The sequence below is a fragment of the Sunxiuqinia sp. sy24 genome, assembly GCF_052677165.1.
The window spans coordinates 136,322-159,539 of record NZ_JBQYLH010000008.1 but is presented as its reverse complement, the minus strand read 5'-3'; the positions used below and the strand labels follow the sequence as shown (position 1 = coordinate 159,539).

Sequence of the window (23,218 nt, the reverse complement as noted above, 5' to 3'; positions counted from 1 at the left end):
GTTGGTTTTTAAATTTTATTTGGTTTAGGCAAGTCTCCCGAGAGTTTCGGAAACTAAGCTGATATTTTATACGCGATTAAAGATTTTCCATGCCGGACATACAAAATGCCCTTGTGAACTACCGGATGTGCCCAATGCTGAGCCGATCCGTATTGTACTTTGGTTTTTGAAATGATATCCAATTTTTCGGGACTTGGATTCACCAAAGCCAGTTCTCCCCGATCGGAATATAAAATAAACTTATCTGCAGCCATGATGATAGCTCCATTGCCCATTTCGGTTGAATTCCACATTTCCTGTCCGGTAGCATAATCATAACAAAACCAGCCACGTGACTTGTGACCAGAAGCATAAACATAACCGTCAACAATTTCTGCACCGCCCATTTGATTATCCATTTTTTCAGTACTCCAAACTTTTGTCACAGCAGATCCATCCTCGTTTAAAGCCAGTTTCACGCTGCCTTGTCCGTAACCGGTAAAACAAAACAGCGCACCATCTGCATAAATCGGAGTATTGGGGTGAATGTTATATTGATTGGGAAATGGATAGCTCCATAAAAGTTGGCCATTTTCGGTATCCACAGCAATGATCTGATTGCCGGTGTGTGTAACCAACAATTGACGCTGAGGCAGTTTAACCAGCTTAGGAGTGCAATAAGCTGAAAGTTGTCCTTTCCCTTTGTTTTTCCAAATTAGATCACCCGTCATGCGATTTAGCGCCACCACGTTGTATTCTTTGCCTCCAGGGGTGAAATAAACTTTATCGCCATCGACTACCACCGACTCCGTAAATCCGAAGCGAATATTTTCAGCACCAAAATCAGCGTCCAGTTCTTTATTCCATACAATTTTTTCAGTACTCAAATTCAGGCAAACCAACTCGCCATATCCGGTAGATACATAAGCCAGATCACCCACAATGGTTGGCGTTGGTCGTGCTCCGGGATAGCTCACGTCAAACTCTTTCCCGTACTTTATTTTCTTTTGAAATGTACCTTGTTCATTGAAAATGTTGATGTATCCAAAGTCATCCTCCATGCCAGTACAGTAGATTTTACCGTTGGCAAAAGCCGGTGTGGAAAAGCCATCTCCCAGCGCATCGTAATGCCAGAGGACTTCGGGACCATCGGCAGGCCAGGATGCCAACAAGTTTGGGGCAGGATATTTGGCTTCAGAGTTTTCGCCTCGCCATTGGGTGGGCTGTTGGGCCAAGGCACTTAAGCCAATAAAAACACTAAATAATAAGATTGTCAAGCGGTTTTTCATGGTTTTTTTGTTAGTGAAATCAAACGATCTCAAATTTATTAAGGAAAGACCAGACCACATAACCACCTTGCAAATTTAACAAGGTTCTAAATAGTTACATTTATTAACAAGAATTATGATATACATAAGAATACCAAACGGCTGTACTCCTGAGCAATACGCAATTGACATTCCTTAATAAAGGTAAATAACTTACGCCTATCACGAGCAATCTTGAGAAATATCTACAGCTCATTATTCATAATAATAAGCTGTAAACCAAGTGTATTCTCTTTTTTCAACACCACTAAACTCTCGTTTATCCATTACGGAAATGAATATTTACATTGATTCCAGACATGAATATTAAATTAAACTCACAACAAAGAGCAAAAAAAAAGCCCCCGGACAACCGGAAGCTTTTAGCGAAATCTAATTCTTCAAATTACAATTTTGGTTCCCAACCGGGCTGGTATTGACGATCCCATAATTTCATAGCATCACGATCGTAGATATGTCCGTTTTGCGTATCCACATCAAATGATTTTCCAATGCGATAAGAGATATTAGCATAATGAGTTAGCATCTGACTTTTCGCTCCCATATCGATAGGTGAATTCAGCAAACTGGATTTTCCCCTGATGTTATCGAAAAAGTTAATAACGTGCACATCTGTCATATCACCACCTCCGCCAAGAGCGGTTCCGGCCTCGTTACTTGCCGACTTGCTATCGCGAACAAGCTTCCCAGCTCTGTCATACAATTTGTAGCCTCCACGATCCACATACACAGATCCTTCTGTACCATAAATAATTGTTCCACGCCCAGAGCCGTATGTGCTGTATGCATTGCGGCTTTTGCCGTCCCACGCAATCATCTTATTGCCAGGAAAACGAAAACTGGCATCCATTGTATCATACATTTCCCAACCATCATCAAGAAAATGACGCTTGGCAGCCTGCACGTCCACATGCTCAGGATAATCGACCTGCAAAGCCCAGCGAGCAATGTCCAGTTCGTGGGTAGCGTTGTTGCCGGTTTCGGCTGTTCCCCAGTTCCATCCATACCAGTGCCAGTTGTAATCCCATGTATTATGACGGTAATCCTCGTGAGGTGCTGGCCCCTGCCATAAATTCCAGTCCAATCCTTCAGGAACCGACGCTTTTTTAGGTACCGGAACTACTCCGCGCTGATTCGAGTAAAATGCAACAGCACGATACACATCGCCTATTGCACCTTCGTGTATATCTTTAATAATAGCGATTGACTCGCGGGATGAACGCTGTTGGTTCCCCATTTGCACAACTTTGCCATATTTTTGCTGAAAATGAACCAGCAGTTCGCCTTCGCGTGGGCTGTGGCTACAGGGCTTTTCGATGTAGACATGCTTGCCGGCCTCCATAGCCATCCAGGTTCCCGGCGCATGCCAATGATCGGGTGTCGCATTAAAAACAGCATCTACTTTCTTATCGGCAAACACTTCGCGAATATCGTTAACCAGCTTGGCTTCACCACTGACCTTGCCTTTTAAATCTTTAGCTACCCTTTCGCGCTGACTTTTCATCACATCACAGATGTAGGCCAGATCAATGTTGTTGTTTTTATCTTTAACTGCATTGTAATAAGCGCCAACCCGACGCCCGCAGCCCATATAGGCAACTTGCAAACGATCATTGGCTCCTATAATTCGGGAATAACTCTTGGCCGACATGCCCATGGCCGATCCACCCAGCGTAATTCCGGCAGCACCCACAGCAGCTTTTCTTAAAAAATCTCTTCTGTTTGAACTCATTTTCTTTTGATTTATTCGTTATTAGGTTTATTGCATCGTTGATAAAATACCCTTGACATAGCCCATTGATTCAGCCATCCCCCGGAAAGGATTATCACCATCCTTTTCATACTCCAAAGCGATTACGCCATCGTAGTTCAAGTCAACCAAATCATTTAAAAATTGGTTGAAATCAATTACACCATGACCAATTTCGCAGGTTGATCCATCATGATCGGCTTTTGTAACGTCCTTGATATGAATATCCAATACCCGGTCAAAAAAGTCTTTGACATCTTGCGACGGACTACGTCCAATGCGCTTGGTGTGGCCAATGTCGATACACAGACCCATGCGTGGATCCATATCTTTAATCAGCATGTATGCACTTTCGGCACTTGGATACAGTTTATCGCCTGGGCCATGGTTATGAATAGCCAATTTGATATCGTATTCTTTCACTTTATTTTCGACATAAGGAAGCAACTCATGGGCAGGCACTCCAACAATCATGTCCATTTCGGCTTTTTTGGCATACTCAAAGGCCTGATCCACCTCAGCTTCTGTTTTCATATAAATAACGCCTCCTGCATATAAATCCAGTCCGGCTACTTTAGATTTCTGGACGGCCTCGGCAATTTCGGCATCTGTAGCATCCAGTTTTAAATGAAAACTTTTGAACGCAACGTAGTCAGCTCCCAATTGCTTGGTAAACTCCAGTGTCTTATCAATATCAAATTTCCGAAGCGAGTAGGAAGCAACGCCTAATTTGAATTTGATTTCTTTCTTCACTTCCTTTTTCGCTGGCTGCGATTCTGTTTGACATGACGAGATTCCAACTGCAAACAGCAAAAACAAGGAAGCCAGTAGTCCGGTTGTTAGTTTATTCATCGATTTCATAGCTTATAGTTTTCGTATTTTCAGACTTCTGAAATGTACCTCATCCTGGTGATCCTGTAAAAGAATAGGAGTCTCTTCAACCAAGCCGAAGTCTTTATAATCAGCGTATTTACTGCGAGCTACCAATGCATGAAAAATATTGGAGTCGATGGTATATTCTACCACTTTAATTCCATTGAGCCAATGTTCGACCCGGTTGTCAGGATAAACCACCAGACGTCCGCGATTCCACTGACCAACCGGCTTAACAAAACGTCCTTCCGTTTCAGAAGGAATCAGATCGTACAGCGAAGCCATTTTCCGGTTACCGGCAGCTCCCTGCTTAGCATCGGGGTGATTGGCATCATCCAAAACCTGATACTCGAGCCCAATGCTAGGGCCATTATTTCCCGTGCGGTATTTAATTCCGCTGTTCGCGGCCTTGGTCAGTTTAAATTCGAATTGAAGGTCAAACGCTTTAAACTTTTCTTTTGTAACAATATCGCCTGGTCGCTTAGCAACTTCATTCTCCGACAAAATTGTCAGAGCACCATCTTTTACCACCCAGCCTTTATCCGGGAATTGATCAGCCGATGCACTTTTCCATCCTTCGGTAGTTTCGCCGTCGAACAGCAATTTGATGCCTTGATTCTGCTCTGTTTCCGAAAGTTGATTCGGAAGCAAGTTAACAACGAAAACATCGTCCATCGGAGTCAGTTTTAGATCTTTTGTTTTGATGCGTACATTCCTCCATTTAATCTGACGGCCAACCTGGTCGGCACCATTAACGGAATGAACCTGCAAGGAAATAAAGCCTTTGGGAGTCATATCATCAATCAAATGCGCTACCGGCTTTCCGTTTAAAAAAGTACGAATATCGTTTCCAACACATTCGATTCGGTATAAATTCCACTCGCCATTGCGAAATACTTTTCCTCCTTCGGGATTCAGCGTACACGGATACAGCCAGCCACGGCGGGCTTCATCGTAAATACCGCCACTCCAGGCACGCCTTGAGGGATCCACTTCGCACTGGTAGCCATGCACCCGTCCATTATTGTAATCCGCCTTGCTCTGGCTGCGAAACTGGATACCAGAATTCATCCGATCATCTACCTTCAGCTCCACCTCCAGAATAAAGTCGCTATAGTCCTTTTCGGTTGTTAGGAACGAGTTGGGCGTATTGGCAACGGTTGTGCCAACAATAACTCCATTGACCACTTCGTATTTAGCTTTTCCATTCAGCTGCTTCCAGCCCGACAAGTCTTTCCCGTTAAAAAGATACTCCCAACCATCTGCCTGTCCGGCAAATAAAAAAGAACTCATTAAAATAAAAAGCGTTGTAATTCGAATTTTCATAACTGTATTATTGATTTAATTACTTAGAAATCGTCGTGAACGATAACGAATATATAAAAATAGAGATATTTCAGGTATATTTGTTCGCCTAAAACGGGTTTTATAACAGTTACAACTAAGCTATAGCACAAACCATGACCATCAATACAGGCTTAATAAACAAACACTTAAAAAAGATCACCAGCAGCAGACATTTCGCGAAGTCAAAAATAAGCTGTGATTTGTTATGCTACCTGACAGAAGCATCACTGGAGGGGAAGAACCCCAAAGAATTCACGATTGGCGTTGAACTTTTCGGTAAAAAGTATGATGAAAATGAGAAACAGGATTCCAACATCCGTGTCTATATTCACAATGTTCGCAAAAAGCTAAAAGACTATTATGACGCAGAAGGCAGCAAGGATCCGGTCATTTTTGTAGTTGAAAAAGGCAAATACCGGGTTCGGTTTGATTCGCCCAAAGATCACCGTAAACCCGTTAGATATGTTTTTCTGGTTCCGTTTTTAATCAGCCTAGCAGCTTTAATTGCTATCAGCTACTTGTTCGTGCAGCAAAGAACCCAAAACAACAATCCCTGGGAAGACTTGCCTGTTTGGCAATCCTTTGCCGAAAACGAAAAGCCCACCCTGCTGGTTTTGGGTGATTACTTTGTTTTCTCAGGAGAGTTACCCACAGGCAATACTGGCGTTTATCGCGATTTCAGCATCAATTCGGAAGTGGAATATGAACATCTATTAGATAAGAATCCGGACTTGGTGTTCAGCTTATCCAAATCACACCTCACCTACTTGTCAAAGATGGCCGCTTTTTGTCAAAGTCATATTTACAAGGTTTTTGCACAAACAGGTGCCGAAATTCATGTCAAGCTCTCTTCAGATTTGCAACCAGATGATTTGAAAAACAACAATATCATTTTTGTCGGTAATTATAAAAACATGGGACTGTTTGAGAACATTGTAAACGACATCAATTTCTCCTTTGGAGTCGGAAGCGCTTCCAGGCAGCTTATCTTTTCAAACGATCCTTGTGCCGAAATCTATCAACCAACCAACAATAACACCAAGGAAACCGACTATGCCTTGGTCATCAACACCAAAGGCTATACTGGCAACCGGTTTTTGCTTTTTCTGTCAACACAGGATATCGGTAATATATCGGTGGTCAATCAGCTGACTAAGCCAGATTATTTAAGAAGCTTCATAAATGAAAAGTCAAAACAACTTGATACGGAAAGCTTCAAAGCACTCTACCAAGTAGAAGGAATCAACAAAACAGATCTATCGTTTGAGTTGGTGAAGGTAGAGTAACTGGGAATGATTGGAAAGCCATCAACACATCTGAACGCAATCAATCCATTCCCCGCTCCCGCATAAGCATATCGAACAATTTATTGATGATTTTCAGCTCCTCCAGTTGCGCATTCAGTCGCTTTTTTCCCTCATCCAGAATCGTGTAATAGCGCCGGGGCCGTTCGTTACCTTCAACTTTCCAATAGGATTTGACTAAGCCTTCTTTCTCAAGTTTTTTTAAAACCGGATAGATGCTTGCCTCTTGCCATTCCACAATGCCATCACTCATTCGCTTGACATTTTGAACGATCTCATATCCATAACTGTCAGACGAACTCAAAGACAATAAAACAAACGGAATAGCTACTGCGCCCTTCCATTCTTTTGAAATACCTTTCATATATTTGCTTTTTCACATATCGAGGATAAGTATACAAAATTCCACAAACTACATCAAGGGAATGCGTTGAATATTTCAGAAAAAACGTTCAGCCATTGCAGGTGCTTCTATTTTCTTATTTTTGTACAAATTTCAAAATGAAAGTTACCATTCTCATCCTATACTTTATTTTCATTGTTGCCTTAGGCATTTATTCCTGGCTGAAAATAAAGGAACCTACCGACTATTTTATTGCCGGCAAACGCTCCGGATTCTGGCAGGTCTCAGGCAGTTTGCTGGCTACCGTACTTGGTGGATCGGCTATTTTAGGAACCGTCAATCTGACCAAGGATCAAAGCTGGGCTGCAGCCTGGTACTTAGTTGCGGCATCGCTCGGGCTATGGCTTTTGGTACCTTTGGTAGGCAAAGTCAATCGTCTGGGAAAATACACGCTCACCAACCTGATTGGGCAATTTTACGGCGAAACAGCGCGTAAAACGGCTTCAGTTATTATTCCGCTGGCCTGGACCGGCATTGTAGCAGCGCAAATTATTGCATCGGCCAAAATCCTGTTTAGCTTTTTCGACATGCCCTACGAAACCGGCGTGCTGCTGTCGGGCGCCGTTTTTATCTTATACACCCTGATTGGAGGGCAAATCTCAATCATTAAAACAGATCTTTTACAATCTTGTATCATTCTATTCGGCGTTATTTTAACCGCCTTTATGTTGTGGAGTGCCCCCGAACAAGTCCCTGCATTCAGTCAATCATTTCCATTTAATCCTCATTTTTCAGGCATTGATTTAGTCATTCTGATCCTGACTTTTTCAAGCACTTTTGTCGTTGGGCCCGATATTTATTCGCGGGTATTCTGTGCTAAAGATGAAAAAACGGCCAGAAAAAGTGTCCGAATTGTGGCTTCAGTATTGCTCCCATTTGCTTTCATCCTCGCGTATGTCGGGGTCTTCGCATTCAGTCATTTGCCCGCAGGCAAGCTGGAAGAGTCGGCAGCGTTAATTGATATTATTAACCTGTACCTTCCTGATTGGATTGGCGGAGTCATGGCCGCAGCCTTGTTGTCGGCCGTACTTTCATCAGCCGATACTACCTTGCTGACCTCATCCATGATTTTAAGCGAACTGATTCATCCGGATATCAATAACGCCAGGTCGCTAAAAAACACCCGCTATTTCATTCTGTTAAGTGGGGCGATCAGCGTTTTGCTAGCCCTGAAGGTTACCTCCATTATTGGCACCCTACTTCTCGCTCTGGCTTTTTACTCGGGAGCTTTTATTGTTCCGCTGATTGCTGCGTTGACTAATCTTAAAGTTAATAAACGGCTCAGTATATGGGCTATGGGTGCCGGCGGACTGATTGCTCTGAGCGGGAAACTGGGCACTGGCTTATGGGCCGGTAACTATGGCTATTGGATCATTATTCTGGCCTTTGTCATCAATGCCGCTATTCTGGCTATTCCTGAGAGAAGACCAGCGGTTCGGCATTAGCCAATCCAACTCTTGTCCCTTCCATTTTGCCAGGCAATCGAGCTCATTTCTCCCTCCAATTGTTGCTGTTTGACGAAAATTGTTTCATCGGTCTCGCTAGAATTATACATTTATCATGTAATTTATATCTTTGTATGCTTTCAAAATAAAGTAGGGTGAAGCCTGACAAATTTTCAACATCCTTATAAAGCGCCTCACAAAGCGCGGGGAAATAAATTAAGCGGCTTCATAAAAAAAGAAAACCCTCGCTGTTTTTGAAGTTATTTTGACAACAAAAAAATACAGATAAATGAAAATTGCATTAATAGGTTACGGCAGAATGGGGAAAGCAATTGAATCCATTGCCAAAGAGCGTGGACACGAAATTGTTTTGACGATTGATGTGGACAACCAAAACGATCTCACGGTAGAGAACCTAAAAAAAGCAGATGTCGCGATTGAATTTACCATTCCGGCTTCAGCGCTCAACAATTATAAAACCTGTTTTGCCAGTAATGTTCCGGTTGTTAGCGGCACAACAGGCTGGCTCGACAAAAAAGCCGAAGTACTGGAAGAAATGAAAAAACAGGATGGAACGTTTTTCTACGCTTCCAACTTTAGTTTAGGAGTCAACTTGTTTTTTGCGCTGAACAAAAAATTGGCAGAGCTGATGAAAGGCCGTTCTGAATATGACATCAGCATGGAAGAAGTTCATCACACCAAAAAGCTAGATGCACCAAGCGGAACAGCTATCAGCCTGGCAGAGGACTTGTTTGAGCTTCATCCCGGGAAGAGCAGCTGGACACTGGACGCCCCCAAAAATGCAAAAGAGATGCATATTGAAGCCATCCGCGAAGGAGACGTTCCGGGAATTCACCGGGTGAAATATGAGTCGGAGATTGATTACATCGAAATTGAGCACAGCGCGAAAAGCCGGCAAGGATTTGCTCTTGGCGCCGTGCTGGCGGCCGAATTCAGTGCCGATAAAAAAGGATTGGTCAGCATGAATGATCTTTTAAACCTATAACATACCCTAAAACTGATGAGAGAAATTTTAACGAACAAATGGTTCAAATTCATCTTTGTTGCCCTGCTTTATAGCCTATGGGTCCTTTGGATGACAAGCTATTGGTGGCTTATCGGCCTGGTAGTTATTTTCGATATGTACATTACTAAAAAAGTACATTGGGCCTTCTGGAAAAAGAAAAACCCGCCGGAAGGTAAGCAGACCAAAGTTGTTGAATGGGTTGATGCTATTATTTTTGCAGTCATTGCAGCCACCTTTATCCGCATGTTCTTTATTGAAGCTTACACCATTCCTACCTCATCCATGGAAAAATCCATGCTTGTTGGCGATTTTCTGTTCGTAAGCAAAACATCGTATGGCCCCAAACTACCCAACACTCCCCTTTCATTTCCGTTTGTGCACCATACAATGCCGCTATCGAAAACAAAAAAATCGTATGTCGAATGGATTCAGAATCCTTACAAACGCATGGCTGGTTTTGGTGAAGTAGAGAACAACGATGTGGTCGTTTTTAACTTTCCGCATGGAGATACGGTGGCTATGAACATGCCAACGCAGGATTATTACCAACTGATCCGCTCCTACGGACGCGACCGGATTTGGAATGATGAGCGCACCTTTGGAAAAATCATCAGCCGGCCTGTTGATAAGCGCGAAAACTACATCAAGCGATGTGTTGGAATTGCAGGCGATGTGTTGGAATTGAAAGATGGGCAGCTGTATGTCAATGGTGAAACTCAGAAAGGGTTCCCAGGCGTTCAGTACGATTACATCATCACCACAAACGGCACGCCAATCAACCCGCGGGTGCTTGAAAAGATAGGTATCTCTAAAGCCGATCAGCAAGTCTTTTCAGGTTCGCAGTACCTCTATCCGCTAACGGAGGAATATGTAAAAGAATTGGACAAACTGAACAACATCACCTCAATCAAACGGGTGAATATGCCAGCAGGCAATTGGGACCAGAATATCTTTCCACACAACAAGAACTACCAGTGGAATGTTGATAATCTTGGCCCGCTAACAGTTCCCCAAAAAGGTGAAACGGTAGGCCTTACAATGGAAAGCTTACCTCTGTACGAACGAATTATTGATTTGTATGAAAATCATGAATTGACCGTAAAAGACAGTACCATTTATATTGATGGTGTAGCGACAGACAACTATACGTTCGAAATGGATTATTTCTGGATGATGGGTGATAACCGCCACAATTCGGCCGATTCGCGCTATTGGGGCTTTGTACCGGAAGACCACATTGTTGGAAAAGCCGTTTTCATCTGGCTTTCACTCGACAAGGAAAAGAGCTTGCCGAACAATATTCGCTGGAGCAGACTATTTTCGTTTGTTCATTAAGCAGGCCATTCACTGTTTTAAAAAAGGATAGTGAAGATTTGCTTCATTATCCTTTTTTTTTAGTAAATTCCCTCAAAACAAAACATATGTCAGCAGGAATCATTTTTTTTCTCATACTGGCTTTATTGCTGGTTATTTTTACCCTACAAAATCCAACGACCATTGATTTACATGTCTTTTTCTGGAATGTGCATGAGGTTTCTTTGGTTTTGGCACTAATCGTTTGTTTAATCCTGGGGGTTGTTCTGGCCTTCTTGCTCAGCTACCCCCAAATATGGAAACTGAAAAGCCAGCTAAAAGAAAAGCAAAAGAGAATCAAAGAACTGGAACAGAACCAGAACTCAAAAGAAGAAAAACCTCACATCGAAGGAGTTGAAATGACCGATGATAATGAGGACAGTTTTTTTAAAGATTAAGGGAAATGATAAAACCTGACATTTTACTGAGCACCGCTTATTTTCCACCCGTTCAGTACCTCTCTAAATTTGTTGATCACCCAAGCATTTGGATTGAAACGGCAGAAAATTTCACCAAGCAAACCTACCGCAACCGGACGATCATTCTGGCTGCGAATGGGCCGGAATCGTTGATATTTCCAGTAGAAAAAGGACGCAGCCGAAAGCAGCTGATCAAAGATATTCGGATTTCGTACGACACTAATTGGCAACACATTCATTGGCAAGCCATTGTTTCGGCCTACCAATCGTCGCCATTTTTTGAGGTACTTCAAGATGATTTTCGCCCCTTCTTTGAAAAGCATTATTCGTTTTTACTGGACTTCAACCAAGAAATACTACAAACAGTGCTCGACATTTTAGAATTGTCCACCACCATTAAACTAACCGAGGATTTTGAGGAAGTCTCCCCCAACTGCTTAAATTTCCGGGAAGCCATTCACCCCAAACCGCAAAAGGCCCTCCCCGATTCGCAGTTCGAGGCCCAACCCTACGCACAGGTTTTTGACAATAAATTTGGATTTACCCCTAACCTGAGCTGTTTGGATTTGCTCTTCAACAGTGGTTCAGAAAGTTATGAAATTTTGCTAAAAAGCATTCAGCACGACTGACCAAGTAAGCGTAGAAAGTCGAGAATAATATCAGCATGATCAAAAGCCAGATCAGGCAGCTGATCTAGCTTAAACCAGGCAGCTTCAGCAGCATCATCGCCGCCTTTAACGCCAGCGTCAGCCTCTACAAAACCATAAAAAACAACAGAAAGAGTGCGCCCTCTGGGGTCGCGATCAACACCATCGTACACCCGAAACTGCTCCAGGTTATCCACTTCCAGCCCGGTTTCTTCCTTCAACTCCCGCTTGCAGGCATCTACAAGCAATTCATCCATGTCAATAAAACCACCAGGCAACGCCCAATGATTTTGATAGGGGGCGATTGCCCGACGGATGAGCAAAATTTCGGCTGTTTTTTTTCTGAGAATCAATGCATCGGTCGTTACCGACGGACGAGGATATTTATAAGTATAGCTTGCTGTCATTAGATATGAGAATTAATCAGGGCTCAAGTTAAGATTTCAGACCTTTGTTTTTATTCTATTACTCGTTTCATTACACGCATTTTATGCGAATAGCGCTTGGTTTCCAAATTGAAAATCCCGAACTGATCGACATTGTCAATCCGCACTTTCCCCGATGCATGAATAATTTTATTCTTCTCCCAGATGATACCCACATGGATGATGTTTCCTTCTTCATCATCAAAGAAAGCCAAATCGCCAGGCAAAGCTTCTTCCACAAACGAAAAAGCAGTTCCAATGTGCACTTGCTGGCTGGCATCGCGGGGTAACTGTATGCCCGCTTGCTTATAGATGATCTGTATCAAGCCGGAACAATCAATACCAAAAGGAGAACGTCCACCCCACAAGTATGGTACATTGAAATACATCAAAGCTTGCTGAATAATCAATTTACGTTCATCAGCTGGCTGTTGATACATAAATTTTCCATTCATCTGAAAAACATCCCGATTAATCGAAAACTCTTTTTTATAGGGGCGCCAACAAGGCAAAGTACTACCTGCCACAATCATCATATTTTGTTCTCCCTCAATGGGAATAAGATTGAAAATATCGGTGCAAACGGCAAAGGGAGAGTTCATTATCTTCAAGTAGGCTCGCTCATTTAATTCTGTAATCATTTTCTGATCCACCCATCCCTCATAGCCATCGTAGCCCATAGTAATTCGGCACCAACCCATAAATTGTTCGTGTACTTCAAAATGCTCTCCAAATAAAACTTGGCTAGTCATTTCACTTCGCTCGGAGGGATCTTTACGCAACGGTATGATACTTAGTCCGGAAATTCCGTAATTCATTTGTCTGTTATTACTTTTCATACCCACATAAAACTTGCCAATCCGATGCATGGCGGAATCCTCATGGATGAGAAATATGTTCTCATGGCTCGTTTCATGAAAGAAATTACTAATTTTAAGAGTTCAAATATAAAACTTCAAGACTAGTTTTGTGTAGTCTTTGTAAGCCTTTAAAAAAGTATTTATGAAAAAGTTATTAACGCGCTTAGCCCGCTACTACCACTTTTTTTACATCGCATTCGTATTTCTGGCAACTGTTTTTCTGCTTTATTTAATCATCCCCGGCGAGAGTCGGTTCAAATATGAGTTTCAAAAAAATGCTCCCTGGCGACATGAAACCTTAGTTGCTCCATTTAACTTCGCTATTTTAAAAGGAGAAGAAGAAGTTAAACTTGAACAGGACTCAGTCAAAAGTCAATACATCCCCTACCTAAAGGTTGACACCCTGGAGCAGATAGCGCAAACCAACAACCTGGGCAGAGTATTAGGAAACTACCAGCTCGATACAACAACAATACAGAACCTCACCCAGTTCTTACTCGAACTATACCAAACCGGATTGATTGAGCAGGCGCCCGAGAATCATCCAGCCTTAACAAATAAAAAGGAGGTCATTTTAATCCAGGATAAGCTCGCATCACGCGCCCCTGTCGACGAGCTATACACCTTAAAAACAGCCTATCAGGAACTAAGCGATACCATTAGAGCCAGCATGGGGGATAAATTCAATACTTTTAACCAAGTTGTGAATCTAAGTGATTTTATCACGGCCAACATAACTTACGATAATGATTTAAATGCCAGCGAATTGCAAAAACAGCTAGCTGAGATCTCTATTACCCAGGGCATGGTTCAAGCAGGCGAACGGATAATTTTCAAAGGCGACATTGTAACACCTGACAAGTTCGTGATTCTGGAGTCCTTGAAAAAGAGCTATGAAACCAAACGCGGACAGAACATTGAACGCTATCTGCTGATTCTAGGTAAAATCATCCTGATTATTTCCAGCTTACTCATCCTGATTTTTTATTTGTATTACTTCAGGCCCGAGATATTCAAGCAAAAACGCCGACTGAGTTTCATTCTCATTATGATTGTGTTGATGGTTTTCACCTCGCGCTTTGTAAACGACCGCGATTTCATTGATCTTTATCTAGTACCACTGGCCATTCTACCAATCTTGCTACGTATTTTTTTCGACTCGCGAACGGCGATCTTCACTCTTCTGGTTACGACCCTATTAATCGGCTATTTCGCTCCTAATAATTTCGAGTACATCTTTCTGAACCAAGTTGCCGGAATTATTGCTGTTTTTAGTTTAGATAAATTGCATCGCCGCTCGCATTTAGTGCTAACAGCCATGTGGGTATTTATCAGTTACTCTGTCGTTTTCCTGGCCTTATCCATGATTCAGGAAGGAAATATTGAGTCCATTCAATGGGAAGAACTGCAATGGTTTGGAGGTAATGCCCTCCTTATCTTACTTGCTTATCCATTAATTTACATTTTTGAAAAGCTATTCGGTTTTGTTTCTGATGTGACACTTATCGAACTATCCGACACCAATCAACCCCTGCTCCGGAAGCTGGCACAAGAGGCTCCCGGCACCTTTCAACACTCCATGCAGATAGCCAACCTGGCCGAAGAAGTCATTCTTCGGATTGGAGGAAACCCATTCCTGGTTCGGGCAGGGGCCTTATACCACGACATTGGCAAAACCAATCAACCCGCTTTTTTTGTCGAAAACCAAGTGGCAGGCATGAGCCCGCACAGTGAACTCGACAATAAGGAAAGCGCCAAAATAATTATTGACCATGTTACCCGTGGGGTTAAGATTGCTCGTCGCCACAAGCTTCCAGAGATGATTATTGATTTCATCAGTAGTCACCACGGAACCACGCAGGCCAAGTATTTCTATACTACTTATAAGAATGATCACCCTGAAGAAGTAGTTGATCCAAAGGAATTTACCTACCCGGGGCCACCACCCAAAAGCAAAGAAACCACCGTGGTAATGCTCACCGATGGAATTGAAGCGGCAGCCCGTGCACAGAAAGAAAAGACCCATGAGAACCTTCAACAATTAATTGAGAAAATGGTGAAGGATAAACTGGATTCCGGACAGATGGAAAACGCCGATTTAACCCTTCGAGATATTCGTATCTTCAAAGAAACAATTCTTGAAAAATTGCTGAATATTTATCATGTACGCATTGAATATCCCGAAGAGAACAACAAAGTGTCGAAATAAAACGAATGCAACAGCAGAATGGAGGACTTCTTTTGTTTGTCCTTCATTTTGCAAATCTTAAAATCACCCCTCCATTTGAAAAATCAAGAACTAAATATTGAAAAGCAACTTATCCGTGATTTGAAGGAAGGTCATGCCAAAGCCTTTGACCAACTTTTCACTAAATATGGAAAGCGATTATTCTTTTTCTCACTCGGCTATTTAAAGTCTGAGTTTGAAGCTGAAGAAGTCGTCCAGGAAGTTTTTTATAAAATTTGGAAAAATAGGAAATCAGTTAATCCAGACCTTTCATTTAAAGCCTACTTATTCAAAATTGCTTTTAATCATATCCAAGAGCTTTTCCAAAAACTAAACTTACAGAAAGCCTACCAGCATGAAATAATTAACACTGCGATTGTATCTAGCAACGAATTGGATAGCAGAACCAACTACCAATCCTTACTGGAGCTGGTAAATAAACTTATTGATCAACTTCCACCGCGTCAAAAAGAAATCCTGATTAGAAAGCGTCAGCATGGGCAAGCCATCAACGAGATAGCCAAGGAACTCAACATCTCTTCAAAAACAGTAGAAAATCATATAACCGAAGCGCTAAAAAAACTCAAGAAAGGACTAAGTGCAGAAAACACAAGCGGACTGCTCTATTTTCATCTATTTATAAACAATCACCCTTTCCAATAAAGAAACAGACCCAACAGATCCCCAAGCCAATAATCAAGCAGCGCATAGATTCTATCAAATATTTTAAAAAAAAAGTACAATCATCACTAGGGGATTTTACCTGCTCACCCCTATTACTTAATAAGCAAACAGAACGAAACGAGATCAATTGTTTTTTGCCTATTATTAATTGACAGATTTAAACTTGATGACAAAGAAAAAGGATATATTAAAACGATATTTTTCAGGAAAATACTCAAGAAAAGATTTCCAATCTGTTTTAAACCTTTTCTTCGAATCCAAGAACCAAACTTTTCTGGAAACAGAATTAAAAGAACACTGGCAAGATTTTGATCTGAATCAAAAACAACAGGAAAAGGACTTCTCCACTGTATTAAATCAGGTACAACACCGAATTTATCTAGAAGAAAATGGGAAAGAACGAAAACTTAAGCCCATCCTCAGATTACAACGAATTGCCGCAATTCTTTTCATTCCGCTTTTTTTGAGTTTTTTAGGTTATTACATATTTAATAAACCGGCCAATAACACTAATGCCTTTGCCGAAATTCATTGTCCTGAAGGTACTCGAACGAAATTCATACTTCCTGATGGTAGCTCCGGCTATTTAAACAACGGTAGCAAACTCTCCTACCCTGTGCCTTTCAATAGCTCCAGAGAAGTTTCGTTAGTGGGAGAAGCCTATTTTGATGTCATTCAAAACGGGTTACCCTTTCATGTAAAAACAAAGAAACTAGACATTATGGTAATGGGAACCACCTTCAATGTCATAGCATACGCAGAGGATCTCACAGAGGAGGTGATCTTGCAAACCGGAAAAGTTTCTGTAAGCTCAGAAAAAGGGAAGGAATTAACCACGTTAGTACCCAACCAGCAACTAACTCTTGACCTGAATAGCAATCGCTACCATGTTCGAAATGTTGACGCTGCACATTATACGGTCTGGCGCGAAGGTAAACTTGTTTTCAGAAATGAGAAATTGGAAAATGTTGCAAAACGAATTGAACGATGGTACAATATAGATATTGTAATTGCCGATGAGGCTTTAAAAAACTATACCTACCATGCTACTTTTATGAACCATAGCCTAGAAGAACTTCTAAGCTTGCTGACATTCACCTCGCCCATGAAATTTAAACTCGAAAACCAAACGATAAATAGCAATGGAGATTACATAGAAAAGAGAAAAGTGACATTCACGATCGATGAAACAAAAATAAAACGAATAAATTAAAAGAGCAGGAAAGTACGGCCATACTTCCCTGCTAAAATCAAGTAGTGTAATGCTAATAAATTGTTTAACCACTTAATGAATCAAATTTATGAAAAAAAAACGAATCTGGGTGCCGGAAAGCTTCTGCACACTGATTAAAATCTGGAAAGTCATGCGCTTAAGTTTATTCTTTGTGCTAGTTTGTATTGCCCAAGTCTGGGCAACTAATTCCTACTCACAACAAACACGTCTGACAATAAACATGTCGAATGTAAAAGTCATTGATGTATTAAGTAAAATTGAAGATCAAACAGAGTACTTCTTCCTGTTCAATCAAAAGTTAGTTAATGTTGACCGAGTTGTAAATGTAAAAGTGAATGAAGAGAAAGTTAATAATATTCTTTCTCATCTATTTGAAAACACCAAAGTTGGTTACCGGATCATGGATCGCCAAATTCTTTTGTCTCCTGAAAACGTAAATACGAACCAAGCAGATAAACGAACCATTACCGGCAAGGTTACCAACGAAAGCGGAGAGCCTATCCCCGGCGCAACGGTGGTTGTAAAGGGAATAGCCAAAGGAGTTATTACCGATATGGACGGCCTGTTTAAGATCACCGAGGTTGAGACCACGCAAACATTAGTCTTTTCTTTTGTTGGCATGAAAACGCAGGAAGTCCAAATTACAACCAAGTCGAATCTTGCAATCATGCTTGAAGAAAGTACAATAGGACTGGACGAGGTTATCGCGGTTGGATATGGGGTGCAAAAAAAGGTCAATTTGACTGGTGCTATCACCGCCGTAAAAATGGAAGAACTAAGTAATATTTCAACTCCAAATCTTTCAAACTCACTTGCTGGACGTGCTCCGGGTGTAAACATTACCGGAACATCAGGATTGTCTGGTGCTACTTCAAAAATAAGGATTCGGGGCGGATTCGGAGAACCGCTGTTCGTTATTGATGGGATTGTCCGAGAAAAAGAAGCTTTTGACGCGTTGGAAGCTGGAGAAGTAGATCAGTTGAGCTTTTTGAAAGATGCTGCTACAGCATCAATCTATGGCTCGCGAGCGGGTAATGGTGTTGTTTTGGTTACCACCAAAAAAGGAAAAAAACAAAAACCGACTTTCAACTTTCAATCTTCCTACACCACTTCGTCACCAACTCAAACGCTCCTGTCTGATCAAACTACAGCAACGGATGAATTGATTTACCAAAACCGGGTTGCTGAATTTAATGGGACAACACCTCCAAATGGTCCAGAGGAGTTTGCCTATTTTGAAAACCGCAGTTACAATGTAAACGACTTCATATGGCAAAACCCATGGAGTCAAAAACACTCGTTGAGCGTAGCTGGTGGTAGTGATAAAATTACCTACTACTCAATAGCTAGTTATAGGGGCGAAGAAGGTTCTTACACGTCATTGGATCACCAAAAATTCAATTTGCGCTCTAATGTTTCCGCTAAAATTTCTGAAAGTATTCAATTTACCCTCAACGTGTCTGCCAACCAGCAGAATCATGATCGCTTCTACTGGCCGTTCTCTCCAGATGACGACTATGATGTATCCGATTTATACCGGGTTACCTTTAACTGGCCAAAGGTTTATCCATTTTACACCTTGGAGGACGGTACTCCTGCCGACTTCATAACTGAATATCCAGTGCAAACCCCAATGGGAAGTTGGCTGGCATGGAGTGTAATCGATCAGATTGCAGGAGATCGATATATCAAAACCCGTAAACGCGAATTAAACTCGATTCTGTCACTTGATATTAAACTTGACAAGCTTATTCAAGGACTTTCAACTAAAGTCACAGGCAACTATATCGCATCTGATTACATGCGGAAAAAATATCTGACATTTCAAAAAAACTACGTATTTAATCAAGCCGATCCGGATGGCAACCGTTTTGTTCCTGCAGCTCCTGATCCTAACAAGACCAATACGTTTACATTTAGCCAAAACCAGCCTTACTTGAGCTACGACATCAATACTAGCTGGAGTTACCAGTTCAACTGGTTTTTAAACTACAAACAATCCTTTGGCAAGCACAATTTTGATGCAATGGCTGTTTGGGAACAAAGTGAAAGCGGACTCTATGGTGCTTATGCCAAAGCCGAAGATCCTGTCACAACCTATGATCAGGATTTTGTATACTCAACTGATGCTGAACGTCGTTATGGAAGAGGCTGGGAAGAAATTGGAGCTCGTCAGTCATTAATAGGAAGATTAAATTATAATTTCAACGAGCGCTATATTGCTGAGTTCTCTTTTAGGTATGATGGCAACACCCTATTTCCTAAAAGCAAACGCTGGGGATTCTTCCCCTCATTATCTGCTGCATGGCGTATTTCCGAAGAATTATTTATGGATGAAACCAACACTTGGCTTGATGATTTAAAACTAAGAGTATCATACGGAACAACAGGAAATGACCTTGATGTCAATAATAATAGAATTCGTCCATTTTCATACACTAACATATACCAAAATGCTGGAAACTACATTTTTGGCGATAAGCTTTACCGAAGTATTCAACCAGGAGCAACCCCAAATCCAAATTTAACTTGGGCTACTTCTACCACTTACAATGTCGGACTCGACTTCACCATGCTGAGCAGTAAATTATCAGGAACAATTGACGTATTTTCAAAAAATGAAACTGACATTCTAGGTTCTCGGCTGGTAACCCTTCCTGATAATTATGGGCAAAGTCTGGCTCCTGAAAATTATGCCGAACGTTCGTGGCGAGGTGGTGAGCTCACTATCACCTGGCGCGATAAAGCTATAAAAAATCAACTCAATTACTCCGTTTACGGTAATGTTGGCTATGCCAAAGATCGTTGGGACTTAATTGATGAAGGAGAAGCTTATCTAACAGGTGGAAGTCGCGAGTGGGCTTCCAAAATTGGTAATCCACTTGACCGCCTCTTTGGCTATAAAAGCCTAGGAATAGTGCGAACTCAAGAGCAATTAGATGAATTGCTAGCTAGTGGATTTAAACAATTTGGAAGAACCCCATACTTGGGAGGTCTTTTATTTGAGGACATCAGAGGAGATGGCTATTCAGAAGGACCTGATGGCAAGATTGATTCAAATGACGAACAACTACTATCGGAAAATGCCGCACCTAGACTTAACTACGGCTTTGGCTTCAGCGCTAGTTGGAAAAACTTTTCAATCGATGCTCACTTTCAAGGCGTAGGTGTATACGACCGAATGATTAGTAATAAAGAAGGAGCAGGAATCAGACAATGGGGAGGAACCGTTCGTCCGTATTATCCCATTTGGACCAAAGATGTTTGGACTCCCGAAAATCCAGATGGAGAATATCCTCGTCCAGTCGGCAAGAACTGGTATGAATCTGGTACTGGAGCCAGCTCGTACTGGATTAAAAATGGAGCTTATTTGAGATTGAAAAACCTGAACGTAGGCTACAATTTGCCATCCAAGTGGCTGTCTGAAATCAATTTAGCAAGCGCTCAAATTTTCTTTAATGGTAGTAATTTGTTTGCGATTTCAGAAATCAAAGAATTTCACGATCCAGAACAAAAAGAATATGACTCATACCCTTTAATGAAATCGTTCACTTTTGGACTAGATATTAAATTTTAAAACTTAATTCAACATGAAAAATATTCTATACGCATTAATTGTTTTAACTGCGTTTACCCGATGTTCAAATGTTCTTGACATTGAAGACATAAACAACTATAGCCCCGACTTGGTATGGAACGATGAGAACCTTGCCAATGCTTATATGGCCAATCTATACCCTATGTTTGGGAATTGGAATACAGGAGCAGATCGAACCAGTCAGCAACTAGCTGGAATCGAGTTCTATGCTGATCGTATTACAATTACAAATGGTTCGTATAAAAACTGGGCCTACGATCAAATTCGATTGATTAATCAAGCTGTCATTGACGTCAATGAAGGATCGTTACCACAAGAAGTAAAGGATAACATTACAGGTCAGGCCTTATTTATGCGTGCCTATATCTATTTCAACATGGTCGTCTATCATGGCGGAGTTCCTTATATTACTTTACCTCAAGACAGATATACTGACGATTTATATGTCAAGCGAAATACCACAAAGGAATGCTTTAACTTTATTCTTAAAGACCTCAATGATGCCGCCACTTTTCTCCCCCAACATATTGAATCAAGCTCTAGTGATTATGGAAAGATTGATGGAAACTTTGCCCTTGCGTTTAAGTCTAAGGTATTATTGTACAAAGCATCGCCGCAGTTCAATCCTGAAAACCCATGGGATAATAAAGTTTGGGAAGAAGCCTATGCAATTAACAAGAAGGCCTATGAAGATCTGAAAGCCCAAGGCTATGCATTAACAGAAGATTACGCTGAAATTGCTTTAGTCGAAAGAGGTCCTGAAGTTGTTTTTGCCGTAATCAATTCCTACCCTGACAAAACAGCTTCATGGGATTATGGTGTTCGCCCGGGTTCAGAAAGCCGAGGCCCAGCGTATGCTTGTCCCACATGGGAATTTATAAAGGAATTTCCGATGAAAGATGGCAAAATGTACAATGATCCTTCGGGAACCTATTACAAAAGCGACGATGAGTTTCTCCAAACGTATTGGGAAAACAGGGATCCCCGCTTTGACAAATCAATTGTATGGAATGGGAAGATATACGAAGTGTCAGGGAAAAAAGGCAGACGGCAATACACTTCTCTTGGCATTGCTCATGAATTGGATGATTTCGGAATCAACCCAAAAGCAGCAACCAACTCCACGAACCTGGATCGATATACTGGATTTTTCATTGTAAAAAACAGTCTTTTGAATTTGACTCAATCAGAGGTGCAACAATATGACGTCGATTTCATTCTAATGCGATTTGCTGAAGTCATGTTGAATTATGCAGAAACGGCTAATGAAACCGGACACCGCGAAGATGCTTTGGACATCCTAAAACAAATACGCCACCGCGCAGGAATTGAACCTGGTGAGGATGGTAATTATGGCATCATCGGGAACAGTCGAGAAGAAATACGTGAGGCAATTATAGCCGAACGCAATATCGAACTATGCTTTGAAGGACATCGCTTTTGGGATTTGCGCCGTTTGCGCATGCTCAACCGACTTGATGGAACAACCAAGCATGGCGTTGAAGCCATCGCAATCAACGAAAATGGCAAAGAAATGCCACTTTCTGAAGCACGTAGCCTTGCAAACGACTACGAGTTAACTGAAGTCAATTTCAAATACAGTCTATTACAAGTGCCACGCTCCGGAGTACAGATTAATTCACTTCCGGATACTTACTACTTCTTCCCCATCCACCAAGACGTACTGGACAGGAATAGTAATTTGGAACAAAACATCGGATGGGGAGGTACTTTTGATCCATCACTTTAGATAGCACTACGCCACAAATTTAAGTTTCCCCCACAGGGTCAAGTCAAGTTGGACTTGACCCTGTTTTATTTCAAAGTTCGCTTAAATAATAGGTAAATTCATGCTATTACTCATCTCTTTTACCAAAATAGTTCCAATAAACACCCTTACAGAGCAAACTGACTACCAATAAATTTACTAGCATGAAAGTTTATAATTAACGGTTTTGTCTTAACTAAACACCTCCCAATCTAAAAGATAGAAAGAATTCACTATATTTAGACTCCTTAGACAAACCAAAGAAAACTCCTAACAGATGATTACTTCCTTTACCTCATTGGCTGTACTGCTGATTGGCTACTTTGTATATTCCAAATTGATTGAACGAATTGCAGGAATTGACACCAAAAGAGAAACACCCGCAGACTTCATGTCCGATGACGTAGATTATATGCCCCTGCCCTGGTGGCGAATCTTTCTGATTTCGTTTTTTCATACACCGAAACAGCTACTTCACGCGTCAACTGATGAACGCTACCGTACGCGATTAAATCAAATTCAGAAACTTAGAAATCCTTAATTGAAT

The 23,218-nt window shown here is 41.5% G+C and carries 19 protein-coding genes; 12 read left to right on the top strand and 7 right to left on the bottom strand.

Annotated features, from left to right (window positions below; genetic code table 11):
* Nucleotides 1-53: 53 nt before the first annotated feature.
* The 4 genes from ACUNWA_RS09155 to ACUNWA_RS09140 all read right to left on the bottom strand — a co-directional run bounded on the left by ACUNWA_RS09155 (nt 54) and on the right by ACUNWA_RS09140 (nt 5,256).
* A complete protein-coding gene (locus ACUNWA_RS09155) occupies nt 54-1,268 on the bottom strand; it encodes a PQQ-binding-like beta-propeller repeat protein (RefSeq protein ID WP_445591596.1) in 1,215 nt (404 codons plus the stop codon).
* 424 nt (nt 1,269-1,692) lie between these two features.
* On the bottom strand, nt 1,693-3,039 hold the full coding sequence (locus ACUNWA_RS09150; RefSeq protein ID WP_445591595.1) for a Gfo/Idh/MocA family oxidoreductase: 1,347 nt from the start codon (nt 3,037-3,039) through the stop codon (nt 1,693-1,695).
* Nucleotides 3,040-3,066: 27 nt separating this feature from the next.
* Nucleotides 3,067-3,918 carry a sugar phosphate isomerase/epimerase family protein gene (locus tag ACUNWA_RS09145; RefSeq protein WP_445591594.1) on the bottom strand — a complete coding sequence of 284 codons (852 nt, stop codon included), beginning with the start codon at nt 3,916-3,918 and terminating at the stop codon, nt 3,067-3,069.
* Nucleotides 3,919-3,921: 3 nt separating this feature from the next.
* Entirely contained in the window at nt 3,922-5,256 is a 1,335-nt protein-coding gene (locus tag ACUNWA_RS09140; protein ID WP_445591593.1) for a 3-keto-disaccharide hydrolase, read from the bottom strand.
* A gap of 134 nt (nt 5,257-5,390) precedes the next feature.
* Here ACUNWA_RS09140 and ACUNWA_RS09135 point away from each other — a divergent pair, with 134 nt between their 5' ends.
* On the top strand, nt 5,391-6,563 hold the full coding sequence (locus ACUNWA_RS09135; RefSeq protein ID WP_445591592.1) for a hypothetical protein: 1,173 nt from the start codon (nt 5,391-5,393) through the stop codon (nt 6,561-6,563).
* A gap of 40 nt (nt 6,564-6,603) precedes the next feature.
* On the opposite strand, the gene ACUNWA_RS09130 is transcribed toward ACUNWA_RS09135, so the two are convergent.
* Entirely contained in the window at nt 6,604-6,945 is a 342-nt protein-coding gene (locus ACUNWA_RS09130; protein ID WP_445591591.1) for a PadR family transcriptional regulator, read from the bottom strand.
* A 137-nt stretch (nt 6,946-7,082) separates the two neighbouring features.
* Here ACUNWA_RS09130 and ACUNWA_RS09125 point away from each other — a divergent pair, with 137 nt between their 5' ends.
* The 5 genes from ACUNWA_RS09125 (at nt 7,083) to ACUNWA_RS09105 (ending at nt 11,857) form a co-directional block, all read left to right on the top strand.
* Nucleotides 7,083-8,429, top strand: a complete 1,347-nt coding sequence (locus ACUNWA_RS09125) for a sodium:solute symporter family protein (protein WP_445591590.1) — start codon at nt 7,083-7,085, stop codon at nt 8,427-8,429.
* Nucleotides 8,430-8,718: 289 nt separating this feature from the next.
* On the top strand, nt 8,719-9,435 hold the full coding sequence (gene dapB, locus ACUNWA_RS09120) for a 4-hydroxy-tetrahydrodipicolinate reductase (protein ID WP_445591589.1): 717 nt from the start codon (nt 8,719-8,721) through the stop codon (nt 9,433-9,435).
* Nucleotides 9,436-9,450: 15 nt separating this feature from the next.
* Nucleotides 9,451-10,791 (top strand): signal peptidase I, encoded by a 1,341-nt coding sequence (lepB, locus tag ACUNWA_RS09115; protein ID WP_445591588.1) that lies wholly within the window; start codon nt 9,451-9,453, stop codon nt 10,789-10,791.
* Nucleotides 10,792-10,877: 86 nt separating this feature from the next.
* The gene (locus ACUNWA_RS09110; RefSeq protein WP_445591587.1) at nt 10,878-11,207 is read left to right on the top strand and encodes a LapA family protein; all 330 of its coding nucleotides are present in this window, start codon (nt 10,878-10,880) and stop codon (nt 11,205-11,207) included.
* A 5-nt stretch (nt 11,208-11,212) separates the two neighbouring features.
* Nucleotides 11,213-11,857 carry a WbqC family protein gene (locus tag ACUNWA_RS09105; RefSeq protein WP_445591586.1) on the top strand — a complete coding sequence of 215 codons (645 nt, stop codon included), beginning with the start codon at nt 11,213-11,215 and terminating at the stop codon, nt 11,855-11,857.
* Here ACUNWA_RS09105 and ACUNWA_RS09100 read toward each other — a convergent pair.
* Entirely contained in the window at nt 11,845-12,282 is a 438-nt protein-coding gene (locus tag ACUNWA_RS09100) for an NUDIX domain-containing protein (RefSeq protein WP_445591585.1), read from the bottom strand. The two genes, ACUNWA_RS09105 and ACUNWA_RS09100, sit on opposite strands and share 13 nt — an antisense overlap.
* A gap of 50 nt (nt 12,283-12,332) precedes the next feature.
* On the bottom strand, nt 12,333-13,118 hold the full coding sequence (locus ACUNWA_RS09095) for a C40 family peptidase (RefSeq protein ID WP_445591584.1): 786 nt from the start codon (nt 13,116-13,118) through the stop codon (nt 12,333-12,335).
* 184 nt (nt 13,119-13,302) lie between these two features.
* Between ACUNWA_RS09095 and ACUNWA_RS09090 the strand changes: the two genes are divergently transcribed.
* The 6 genes from ACUNWA_RS09090 (at nt 13,303) to ACUNWA_RS09065 (ending at nt 23,212) form a co-directional block, all read left to right on the top strand.
* Nucleotides 13,303-15,369: an HD family phosphohydrolase gene (locus tag ACUNWA_RS09090; RefSeq protein ID WP_445591583.1), complete on the top strand. Its 2,067-nt coding sequence runs from the start codon at nt 13,303-13,305 to the stop codon at nt 15,367-15,369.
* A gap of 75 nt (nt 15,370-15,444) precedes the next feature.
* On the top strand, nt 15,445-16,050 hold the full coding sequence (locus ACUNWA_RS09085) for an RNA polymerase sigma factor (protein WP_445591582.1): 606 nt from the start codon (nt 15,445-15,447) through the stop codon (nt 16,048-16,050).
* A gap of 187 nt (nt 16,051-16,237) precedes the next feature.
* The gene (locus ACUNWA_RS09080) at nt 16,238-17,284 is read left to right on the top strand and encodes a FecR family protein (protein ID WP_445591581.1); all 1,047 of its coding nucleotides are present in this window, start codon (nt 16,238-16,240) and stop codon (nt 17,282-17,284) included.
* Nucleotides 17,285-17,372: 88 nt separating this feature from the next.
* Nucleotides 17,373-20,882, top strand: coding sequence for a TonB-dependent receptor (locus tag ACUNWA_RS09075; RefSeq protein ID WP_445591580.1), 3,510 nt, complete (start codon nt 17,373-17,375; stop codon nt 20,880-20,882).
* Nucleotides 20,883-20,895: 13 nt separating this feature from the next.
* A complete protein-coding gene (locus ACUNWA_RS09070; RefSeq protein ID WP_445591579.1) occupies nt 20,896-22,653 on the top strand; it encodes a RagB/SusD family nutrient uptake outer membrane protein in 1,758 nt (585 codons plus the stop codon).
* A gap of 295 nt (nt 22,654-22,948) precedes the next feature.
* Nucleotides 22,949-23,212, top strand: a complete 264-nt coding sequence (locus tag ACUNWA_RS09065) for a carbon starvation CstA family protein (protein ID WP_445591578.1) — start codon at nt 22,949-22,951, stop codon at nt 23,210-23,212.
* Nucleotides 23,213-23,218 lie beyond the last annotated feature (6 nt).